The sequence below is a fragment of the Azohydromonas lata NBRC 102462 genome, assembly GCF_001571085.1.
GTDB classification, from domain to species: domain Bacteria; phylum Pseudomonadota; class Gammaproteobacteria; order Burkholderiales; family Burkholderiaceae_C; genus Azohydromonas; species Azohydromonas lata.
Map to the genome: position 1 here is coordinate 25,440 of NZ_BCTC01000064.1, position 11,974 is coordinate 37,413.

Here is an 11,974-nt window from a genome sequence, read left to right on the forward strand (position 1 = left end):
CAGCGACGCCACCTACGGCGCGTCGGCCACCACCGCCACGGTGGCGCAGACCTGGTCCTCGGTGGCCACGGCGCTGGACGCGCTCATCGAGACCGGCGAGGCGGTCAACGTGCTGCACACGCGCCTGGTGAACCTCGCCGGCGTGCAACCCGCCCTGGGCGACACGCTCACGCTGACCGTGGGCACCGACAGCGTCAGCTTCACCGTCGGCAGCGGTGACGTGGGCATGGACGGCGGCTACTACGCGCACCAGCTCGGCGACCGGCTCGCCGCGCTGAAGGCGGGCAGCATCGCCAAGTACGGCGTGGAGGTGTCCGACAGCGGCGAGCTGCTCATCACCAGCGGCGCCGATACCGCGGCCATCAGCTGCACGCTCAGCGGCGCCTCGGGCACCGGCGCCATCGTCGAGTCGGTGGAAACCTCCGCTGCGCGCCTGACGCTGCAGGCTCGCGTCATCAACACCGCCTTCACCGTCAACGGTGCCGCGGTCAGCGCCGTGAGCGCCGTCAGCGATGCCGGCCGCTCGCCCACCACGGTGGCCGATGCCACGCACAAGCAGGTCAGCACCCTGGCTTTCAGCGGCAGCGTGTCCGCGGGCACCACTTACACGGTGGTCGTGGATGGCAAGGCCTATTCCGTCCAGAGCGGCGCCAACAACCACTACCTGACGTTCGGCAGCGCGGCTTCGAGCCTGCCCATCAGCCTGGACATCACCGACGAGTCGGACGTCAGCGTCACCAGCCCGCCCTCGGTGCGCACCTGGGTCAGCTCGGTGCGCGTGACGGCCCAGGGCTCGGCGCTGTCGCGGGTGCTGGACCTCACCGGCATGCCGCTGCAGGCCGGTTACAAGTTCAAGCTGACGGTGGGCAGCGTGACGGTGTCCTACACCGCCGCCGCCAACTCCAGCGCCTCGGACGTGCTCAACGGGCTGGTCTCGGCGCTGGCCAGCGCCGGCAGTGCCAGCGGCCTGTCCGCCACGGCACTGAGCCTGAACGTGGCCAACAGCTGGAGCGGCGTGCTCGGTGGCCTGGAAAGCCTCATCGAGGCCGATGGCAAGGTCGCCGTCACCGCCAACACCGCCGGCCAGAGCCTCACGCTCACGGCGCTGCAGAACAACACCCCGTTCACCGTCAACGCGGTGAGCGTGGGCAGCCGCGCGGCCGTCTCCAGCGATCCGGCTGTGCCGGCCATCGCGGCCGGCACCAGCGTGGCCCAGGTCAGCAAGGTGGTGTTCGCCAGCCCGTCCAGCGCGGGCTACACCCTGGCCAACGGCCTGAAGCTGGCTCTCACCGTGAACAGCGTCGACTACGTCGTGACCGTGGGCCAGGACGGCGTCAGCGCCGACTGGGCGTCCGTCTTCGCGCGCTTCAAGACGCTGATCGAGGCCGGCCAGCAAAGCGCCGTCACGGCGGCCCAGGCCGCCGCCGCGGCCGAAGGCATGTCCTTCACCGGCACGCTCATCACGGTCAGCGGCGATGCCGCCTCGCGCACGCTCACCCTGACGGCGCAGACGGCCAACGTCGCGTTCCAGATCACCGAGGCGCAGGTGGTGGCCACCTTGACGCAGGAGGTGGACGGCGCGGTGAGCGACGAGGGCACCACGCCGCTGGTGGCCGTGGACCTGGTGCACAACGCGCCGCGTGCGCAGGTCAGCACCTTGACCTTCAGCGGCACGCCCAGGGCCGGCGTGAGCTACTTCGTCACCATCGACGCCAACACCTACCGCGTGGATGCCGACGCAAGCTCCACCTGGAGCTCGGTGCTGCAGTCGTTCAAGACCAAGCTTGAAGCTGGCGGCGTGGTGGGCGTCACCGTCGACGCGGCCCATCTCAAGCTCACGCTCACGGGCAGCGCCATCAACCGCAGCTTCGACGTCTCGGCGTCGGGGCTGGACGGCGCGGTGTCGCAGCTCACGCAGCAGGGCGACTACGTGCTGGTCGTGCCCGACCAGACGCCGGTCGACCAGTACGCGCTCCAGGCCACGGGCAACCTGACGGTCGTCAACCTGCCCAGCAAGGACAACGAGCTCATCAGCCTCGGGGCGGGTGGGTCTCTCGTGGTGGCCACCGATCTCAACGTGGGCACCGGCGCGGGCAACGTCACGCTCACGGCGGGCAAGGGCATCACCCTGGGCGGCAAGGTCACCGCGGGCAGCATGAGCGTGACCGCGGCCGACAACCTGACCATGACGACGGCCGTCAAGAACCTGGCCGTCACGCTCAGCACGCGAGCCGGGGTTCAGGACAAGAGCGACCTGACCATCCTGCAGCAGGATGCCGGCAGCCCGAACCTGACCATCACGACGCTGACGCTCGATGGCGGCGACATCGACATCGAAGCCTACGGCGACGTGGTCATCGGCCAGATCATCGTCACCGGCAACAACGCCGGCGGCTCGGTGCACATCGTCTCCAAGACCGGCAAGGTCAGCATCGGCAGCATGAACGCGGCCGGTACCGTGACCATCGAGGCCGGCAAGGGCGTGACGCTGGGCAGCGCCGGCGCCACCATCGACGCGCAAGCGCTGAGCATCGTGGCGGGCGGCGCCATCAGCGTCTACGAGGCCAGCGCGCTGGTGATCGACCAACTGCGCAGCACCACCGGCGACGCCGTGCTGGTGCAGGCCGGCGGCAACCTCACCCTCAACGCCGCCGTGGCAGCCACCGGGGTGCAGACGCACGGCGTGTCGCTGAGCACCAGCAACGGCGGCGTGCTCAGCATCAATGCCGGCATCTCCACGCAGTCCGGCGCGATCACGCTCAACGCCGCGGGCGGCCTGGTCCTGAGCGACGCCGGCGACCTCAGCACGGCGGGCGGCAGCATCAGCCTGGACGCCGGCACCGGCGCGCTCACCATGGGCAGCGACACGCTGGTCGATGCCGGCACCGGCTCGATCACGCTGGACGCCGACGGCCTCGTCACCGTTGGCCGCCTGACCACCCGCTATTCAGGCGATCTCGTCATACGAGGCGGTGGCATCGTGTCGTTCAGCGACGGCATCACCGACATCGTGGCGTCCAACGCGACGTTGAAGATCACTTCGACCGCCGGCATCGGTGCCAGCGGTCAATCGCTCGAAGTCAAAGTACAAACCATGGATCTCTGGAACAGCGGCATCGGCGCGATAGCGGTCGAGGAGGTCGACAGCGTCGACATCCAGCAAGTCCACCAGGCCGCCGGCGGCAGCGTGGACATCCGTACCCAGCGAGGCGACATCCACGTGCTGGATGCCGGCCAGGGCATCTCGGCCACGACCGGCAACGTCAGCCTCTACGCGGGGCAGGGCGCCATCAGCCTGGGCGCGGCCAACGGCACGGCCATCGCCACCACCGGCGGCGACGTGAGCCTCGTGGCCGAGAAAGGCGACATCACGCTGGGTGCGGGCATCCGCGCCACGGCCGAGCCCAACGGCACGGCAGACATCTCGCTGCGTGCCGTGGACGGCTCGATCCTGGGCTCCACCGCGCAATGGAACACCGCCGCGGGGCCGGACCTGGCCTGGGCGCTGGGCAACGGCAAGTTCGCCGTCGACCAGGCCAGCGGCGCGGTCACGGGCGCCAACCTCACCGCCAGCGACACCCTGCTGCACGGCCTGAGCAACGGCACCACGCTGCGCTCGGCCGGTGGCGCCTACGTGCAGACCACCAGCGGCACCCTCACGCTCACGGCCAGCGGCGAGATCGGCCAGAAGACCCTCGGCTATGGCATCAGCCCGGCCGCCATCTTCGCGGACGCTTCCACCGTCATCGCCAGCAGCGGCACGCGCGCCAACGTCTCGGTGGTCACCACCGGCGCGGTGAACGTGGGCACGGGGTCCGACCCGGCGACGGCGGGCTCGCAGGGCGGCACCACCAACGTGATCAGCCTGGCCGGCAAGCAGTCCATCGGCTCCAACGTCGACGCCGCCGGCCAGGACATCACCATCGTGGCCAACGACGTCGACATCGACGCCACGCTGCACAGCGCAGGCGCCACCCTGACGGTCAAGCCGTCCGACGGCAGCACGCCCATCGTCATTGGCGACACCAGCACCGGCGGCTCGTCGCTGAACCTGGACACCAAGGACCTCGGCAACATCGGCGATGGCTTCGGCAACATCGTCATCGGCGGCGCGGGCAGCTCCAACACCATCCACATCGGCAACAGCGACGGCAGCGGCATCGTCCTCAATGCGCCCACCACGCTCTACGCCGATGGCACGGGCGGTGAAGTCTCCATCGGCTCCGACCTGAGCGCGCCCTCGCTGACGATCTTCGGCTCGGGCCACACCACCAGGCTCTCGGCCGACGTCAACGCCACGGCCGGCTCGGTCACGGTCAACGATTCGCTGCGGATCGCGGGCGACCGCAAGATCACGTCGGTGGCCGACATCACCCTCGGCACCAACGGCTACGGCTTCTTCATGGTGGGCGACAGCACGTCCACCACCGACAAGCTCACGCTGACGGCCGGCGGCAACATCAACGTCATCTCCGAAATCACCTCGGCCAAGGAAGCCGGAACCGACTACCTCAACGGCCTGACCATCACCCAGGCCAACAACGTGACCTTCCAGGAGATGGTCACGATCGACGGCAACTTCTCCATCAACGCCACGGGGTCGGTGGTCTTCAGCAAGGGCGTGCGCCTGCTCAACGGCGGCCACCTCACCATCACCGGCACCAGCAGCATCTACTTCGGCAGCGCCAGCAGCATCCGGCTCGACGGCGGCGGCAACCTGCTGCTCGAAGGCGACGAGATCGACCTGAGCATGGCCACGGGCGCGGTCACGGGCACCGGCAGCGTCACGCTGCGGCCCACGACCCGCGGCGAATCCATTGCCGTGGGCTCGCCCGACGGCGTGGACACCGACAACGTGCTCAACCTGGAGATGGCCGAGCTGCGCACGCTGAACTCGGCCTTCAGCAGCATCACCATCGGCTACGCCACCACGTCCAACGGCGTCACGCATGCGGACGTGTCCACGCTCTCCGGCACGGTCACGCTGGGCGCCAACAACGACGGCTCCAACCCGATCTTCCGCAGCAACGTCGCCATCTACGGCGGCCAGATCAACGTCAGCGACTACAGCTACGACAGCTGGATCGTGCGCGTGGCGTCGGGCAAGAAGATCGCGCTCGATGCCGTCAGCAACATCGACATCGCCAACGAGATCGAGGCCGATTCGATCACGCTGTACTCGGCCACGGGCCGCATCACGCAGTCCGACGCCACGGCCGACGGCAAGAGCGGCGAAGCGCTGCGCAGCCTGGACCTCAAGGTCCAGGCCGCCACCGGCGTGAGCCTGGGCTCCGTCGAGACGCCGCTGCTGTCGGTGTCCAACTCGGGGCAGGGCGACATCAGCCTGGTGGTCAACGGTGCGCGTACCTCGGCTCCCTACGGACGCTTCACCAACACCCAGATCAGCGGCGACGTCGGCATCGCCAACCTGTCCCAGACGCTGTCCACCGGCAGCGGCGCCATCAGCCTCGTCGCCAAGGGCGGCACGGTCACCGTGCTGTCCGGCACCGTGAGCAACAGCGCCGCGCTGTCGCTCAACGGCGTGGCCACCACGGGCGTGACGCACGCCGGCACGGGCACGGTCAGCATCGAGGCGCAGGGCAGCGGCAAGAACCTGGTGGTCAACCAGGCCATCACCAGCCAGGGCGACCTCACGCTCAAGGCGGCCAACGCCCTCACCACCGCCACCGGCGTCCACCTCAACGCCACCGCCACCGGCAGCAACCTCGCCCTGACGGCCACCGGCGGCGACATCAGCCTGGGTGGCAACCTCGTCTCCGGCAGCCTGGGCAGCAGCGGCGGCACCGTGGCGCTGGTGGCCGGCGGCGCGCTGACCATGGCCGACGGCACCGGCATCACCTCCGCCGGCACGGGCGGCCGCGCCAGCCTGCAGGCCGGCGGCAACATCAAGCTCAGCAAGGTGACGGTGCAGGTGGGCGTGGCGGTGACCAGCACCGGCGGCGCCATCATCGACAACCTCGGCGGCAACGGCCCCAACCTGGACGGCGACAGCGCCGACGCGCTGCTCTATGCCGCCAACGGCATTGGCGCCGCCGCCGCCGAGTTGCAAACCCGCGTGGGCACCCTGGTGGCCACCGACACCACCAGCGGCGGCGTCTTCATCGTCGAGGCCACGGACCTCACCATCAAGGGCTCGCTGCCGCCCGCGGACGCACCGCTGGGCCTGAGCCTGGGCGGCGTGGTCGCCGACGCCGGTCGCGTCTCGCTGGTGCTGAGCACCGGCAAGCTCACCGTCAGCGGCGGCATCAGCTCCACCGCCACCGGCACGGCCGACAGCGGCAACATCCTGCTGCAGACGCTGGCCGGCGACATCGACATCGAGGGCAAGCTCGACAGCAGCAGCGGCAACATCTCCGTGCTGTCCGCCGCGGCGCTGAACCTGGGCACCAATGCCGGCATGACGGCCCAGGTCAACGCGCTGGGCGCGGGCAAGACGGTGGACGTCGAGGCCGTCGGCCCCATCGCCATGGGCGCAAGCTCCTCGCTGTCGGTCAACAACGGCGCGCTGCGCCTGAAGTCCGCCTCCAGCGTGGTGCTGGGCCAGCTCAGCGCCGGCACGGGCGCCGTCAGCGTCATCGCCGCGACCCAGATCACGGACGCGGACGCCGATGCGGCCGCGCAGGTCGTCAACATCAGCGCAGGCAGCGCGCGCCTGGCCGCGAGCACCGTCGGCACCTCCACCAACGCCATCGAGCTGAGCGTGGATGCGCTTGCGGCAGCCGGCACCACGGGGGGCCTGTTCCTGTCCGAGCGCGACGGCGTGGCCGTGGACAGCGTCGCCGCCGTCACGGTCAACCGCGTCTCCAACTTGGGCACGAGCTCGGCCTTGGCCGAAGCGGCTTCGCTCGCCGGCCTCACGCTCAGTGGCGACGGCGCCATCGTGCTGCGCAGCGGCACGGGTGCCGCGGGCGTGCTTGCCGTCAACTCGGCCATCGCCACGCCCAGCGGCAACGTGCTGCTGCAATCGGTCAACGGCGGGCTGGCCATCAACGCCGCCGTGAGCACGGGTGCCGGCAGCATGAGCCTGCGCAGCACCACGGCCCAGACTTACGGCGCCGGCGGCGATCTCACCGTCGCGGGCGGCACCATCGAGCTGGAAGCCTCCGGCGTGGCCGCGGGCATCACCATGGACGCCGGCACGGTCTTGCAGACCGCCGGCGCCAACATCCGCGTGAGCGCCGGCGGCACGGTCGCGCTGGGCGTGCTGGACGCGCGCACCGGCACGGACCGCGCTGGCCAGACCCTGGCGAACCAGTCGGACTGGGGCTCGGTGGCCGTGGCCAGCAGCAACGGCTCCATCCTGGACGCCGGCGTGGCCGGTGACACCGACACCAACGTCTTTGCCAGCACGCTGCGCCTGTCCGCCGGCAATGCGGTGGGCGCTTTGGGCGCGGGCACGGCCAATGCGCTGGAAACCGAGGTGGCCACGCTCAGCGCCACGGGCGGCGCGGGTGGCCTCAACCTGGCTGACGCCAGCGCGCTGAGCCTGGGCTCGGTGGCGCCGGTGGCGGCCAACCGTGTCACGAACGTGGGTGGCGCCGGCAGCGGCGACCTGGTCGATGCCAGCGCGCAGGCCGGCTTGAGCACGGCCGGCAACGGCAGCATCGTGGTGCTGTCGGCGGGCGCCCTGAACGTGGACAGCGCCGTGTCCGCCGACGGCAGCGGCAACGTGCTGCTGCAGGCTGCCGCGGGCACCCTGGCGCTCAATGCGGCGCTGGGCAGCGGCAGCGGCCATGTGACGGTGCTGGCGCTGGGCGGCGGCATCTCGCAGGCCGCCACGAGCCAAATCACTACCGCGGGCAGCGGCTCGGTGGACGTCCAGGCCAGCCTGGGCATCAGCATGGCCGCAGGCGCGGGCGTGAGCGCCGCCGCGGACGTGCGCTACCAGGCGCAGGGCGGCGACCTGGCGCTCAGCGAGATCGTGAGCACCGGCGGCACGGTCACGCTGATCAGCAGCGCCAGCATCACCGATGGCGATGCCGCCACCGACGTGACCGCCGTGGCGCTGTACGCACAGTCCGGCCTGGCCGGCAGCATCGGCACCGTGGGCGACGAGCTGGAAATCAGCGTCGGCACGCTGGCCCTGTCTGCCGGCACGGGCGGTGCCGTGCTGCGCCAGGGCAACGGCCTGGTGGTCGGCGCCGTCAGCCTGACGACCCTGCAGCGCGTGGCGGCCACGGGCGTCGCCGCGGCGCAGAGCGGCAACTGGGAAGACCTCAACAGCGGCGCTTCGCTGATGCTGACGCTGAGCGCCGGCGACCTGACGCTCGATGGCGCAGGCGCAACGCCTTCCCAGGCGATCAGCGCGGCCAGCGATGTCCTGCTGAAGACGGAGGCCGGCGCGGCCACCCTCAACGCCGGCGTGGATGCGGGCAACGGCAACCTGTCCGTGCTCACCACGGGCAGTCAGACCTACGGCGTGGACGGCGACCTGCAGAGCGCAGGCGGGATTGCGCTGGAGGTCTTGAACGCCGGCACGATTGCCATGGCTGCCGGCACGCTGCTGCGCAGCAACGGCGCCGGCATCGTCGTGAAGGCGCCGGGCGAGGTCACCCTGGGCGTGCTGGATGCGCGCACCAGTGCGGACCGCGCCGGCGAAGTGCTGGCGCACCAGTCCGACTGGGGCACCGTGGCCGTGGCCGGCAGCAGCATCCTGGATGCGGATGCGGCCGGTGACTCGACGATCAACGTGTACGCCAACGGGCTGCGCCTGCAGGCCACCGACGCCATCGGTGTCCTGGGCGAGGGCAGCGTCAACGCGCTGGAGACGGAGGCCGCCGTGCTGGCCCTGTCCGCCGGCGCGGGCGGCATCAGCCTGGCCGAGGCCAGCGCCGTGAGCGTGGGTGCGGTGGCGCCGCTGGTCGTCAACCGCAGCGTCTTCGGCGGCACGTCCTCCGTGGCGTCCACCCTCGCGGGCGTGGCCACCACGGGCAACGGCACCATCGTGGTGGTCTCGTCCGGCACGCTCAGCGTGGACAGCGCCGTGTCGGCCGACGGCAGCGGCAACGTGCTGCTGCAGGCCAAGGCGGGCGATCTGGCGCTCAACGCCGGCATCAGCAGCGGCAGCGGCCACATCACGGTGCTGGCGGCGGCGGCACTGGCGCAGGCGGCGGCGGGCGACATCTCGACCGCGGGCGCCGGCACGGTGGACGTGGAGGCCGGCACCGGCATCACCATGGCCAACGGCGCCAAGGTGAGCGCCGCATCCGATGTGCGCTACCAGGCGCTGGGCGGTGACCTGGTGCTGGGTGAGATCGCCACCGGCTCCGCGGCGGTGGTGCTCGTCGCCGGCGGCAGCATCGTCGATGGCGACACGGACAATGACGTCACGGCCGCGACGCTGTATGCCCGCACCGGCTCGGCCGGTGCCATCGGCTCCAGCACGGACGCGCTGGACATCACGGTGGACACGCTGGCCCTGTCGGCCGGCACGGGCGGTGCCTTCATCACCGAGGCCGATGGCCTCGTCATCGGCAGCGTGAGCCTGGCCGGGCTGCAGCGCGTCGGCGACACCGGCGCCACCGAGTCGCACAGCGGCGAATGGGAAGACCTGCTGGGCGGCGGCGCGCTCATCGTCGTTGCGACGGCCGGCGACCTCACCGTCGGCGGCGGCAGCACCACGGCCGCGCTGGGCGTGGCTGCGGCCGGCAACGTGCTGTTGCAGGCGGCCGCGGGCGAGCTTCGCGTCAATGCCGCCGTGACCTCCTCCGGCGGCAGCCTGAGCATCCTGAGCTTGGGCAGCCAGAACTATGGCGTCGATGGCCACCTCATGAGCGCGGGCGGCAGCATCGACGTGGCCGCGCTGGGCGCGTCCAGCACGGTGACGATGAACGCCGCCACGACGCTGCAGACCAGCGCTGCCAACATCCGCGTGAGCGCCGGCGGCACGGCCACGCTGGGCGTGCTGGATGCCCGCACCGATGCCGACCGCAGCGCCAAGGTGCTCACGCACCAGGCGGCGTGGGGCTCGGTGGCCGTGGCGAGTGCCCACGGCGCCATCGTGGACGCCGGCGTGGCCGGCGACGCCGACATCAACGTCTACGCCCAGGCGCTGCGCCTGTGGGCGGCGGATGCCATCGGGGTGCTCGGCGCAACGACCGCCAATGCACTGGAAACCGAAGTGGCCAGCCTCAGCGGCCGTGCCGGCGCCGGTGGCATCAACCTGTCCGACGCCAGCACCGTCGCCGTCGACGCGGTGGGGCCCGTCACGGTCAGCCGCGTCACGGCCCTGGGCAGCCAGAGCGAAACCGACGTCGCGGCCCAGTCGGACCTGGTCGTCACGGCGGGCAATGGCGCCATCGTGCTGCGCACCGTCACGGGCGACCTCGTGCTCAACGACGGTGCCGCGGGCGGCGACAACGTGGCGGGCACTTCGGTGCGCGCCGCGGGCAGCGGCAACGTCCTGCTCATGGCCGGCGGCAGCCTGCAGGCCGGCGCCGACGTCGGCAGCACCAGCGGCCATGTCAGCCTCGTGGCCGCCGGCAGCCTGACGCTCACCACGGGCGCCGACATCGCCACCGCCGGCGCCGGGACCCTGGACCTGCGCGCGCAAGGCGGCGTGCTCAGCCTGAGCCCCAGCAGCACGCTCAGCGCCGGCAGCGGCGACATCCGTGTGCAGGGCAAGACCGACGTCCAGCTGGGCGGGCTCATCAGCACCGCGGGCCAGGTCGCGGTGTACGCCGATACCGGCAGCATCCTCGACGCTGGCGCGGACGACGCCACGCTCGACATCCAGGCCGCGGCAGCCAAGCTCAGCGCCGCGCTGGGCGTGGGTGTGCTGGGCGCGGGCGCCAATGCCATCGAAACCGCGGTCGGCGCACTCAGCGCACGCGCCGCGGACGGCGGCATCAACGTGCTCAACGCCGGCGGCCTGACCGTGGGCACGGTCGCCGTGACCGTGCAGAACGTGGCCCTGGACGGCACCAGCGCCGACCTGGACGGCGTGGAGATGTCGGACCTCGTCACCTCCGCCGGCGACGGCAGCATCGTGCTGCGCACCGCTGCCGGGGGCATCACGCTTGATGACGGCACGGCCAACACCGGCAATGCCGGTGTGGCCGGCCGCGCCGTGAGCGCCAACGGCGCCGGTTCCATCCTGCTGCAGGCCCAGGGCGGCGGCGACCTGGCCGCCAACGCTGACGTCGTCAGCGGCACGGGGCACGTCACGCTCAAGGCCGCGGGCAGCGTGCTGCTGGGCAGCGCCACGGCCACGGGCGTGGACGTGCGCACCGGGCTGGACGGCACGGTGTTCATCCAGGCCGTTGCCGGCGCGCTGACCATGGCGGGCGACGTCCGCGTCACCGCCACCGACAGCAGTGCGCGCCTGAGCGCGGGCACGACCTTGACGCTGGCCAATGTCACGGCGGCCAACGTCAGCCTGCTGGCCGACACGGGCGCCATCGTCAATGCCGTGGGCAGCACCAGCAACGTCGTTGCGGACAGCCTGCGCATGGTGGCCGACGACGCCATCGGCACGGCCGCGCGCCACCTGACGCTGTCCGTGGGCACGCTCACGGCGCGCAGCGCAGGCACCGACAGTGCCGGCATCTACCTGGACCAGGCCCGCGCGGTGGCGGTGGACAGCGTGGCGGTGAGCGTGGCGGAGATCACCGCGGGGGCCGCTGTCTCCGTGGTCGACGACGCCGCGCAGTCCGATCTGGTGGCGCTCAACGGCGGCAACGTGGTGCTGGTGGCGCAGGGCGCGGTGACGCTCAACGACGGCAGTGCCAACACCGGCAACGCCGGCGTGGCCGGCACGGCCGTGAGCGCCGACGGCAGCGGCTCCATCCTGATCGACGTGAAGGCCGGCAACCTGTCGGTCAACAGCGACATCGCCAGCGGCGCGGGCCACGTCACGCTCAAGGCCGCAGGCAGCGTGCTGCTGGGCAGCGCCACGGCCTCCGGCGTGGACGTGGGCACGGGCGGCGCGGGCACGGTGTCCATCAGCGCTGAA

General features: G+C 71.5%; 1 protein-coding gene (running past one end of the window). It reads left to right on the forward strand.

Features of this window, described 5'->3' with window-relative positions; all coding sequences use genetic code 11:
- Positions 1-11,974, forward strand: part of the annotated coding region (locus ALA01S_RS34030) for a hypothetical protein (RefSeq protein ID WP_066340108.1) (this coding region is incomplete at both ends). The annotated region extends 25,439 nt beyond the left edge of the window; 11,974 of its 37,413 annotated nt are in view.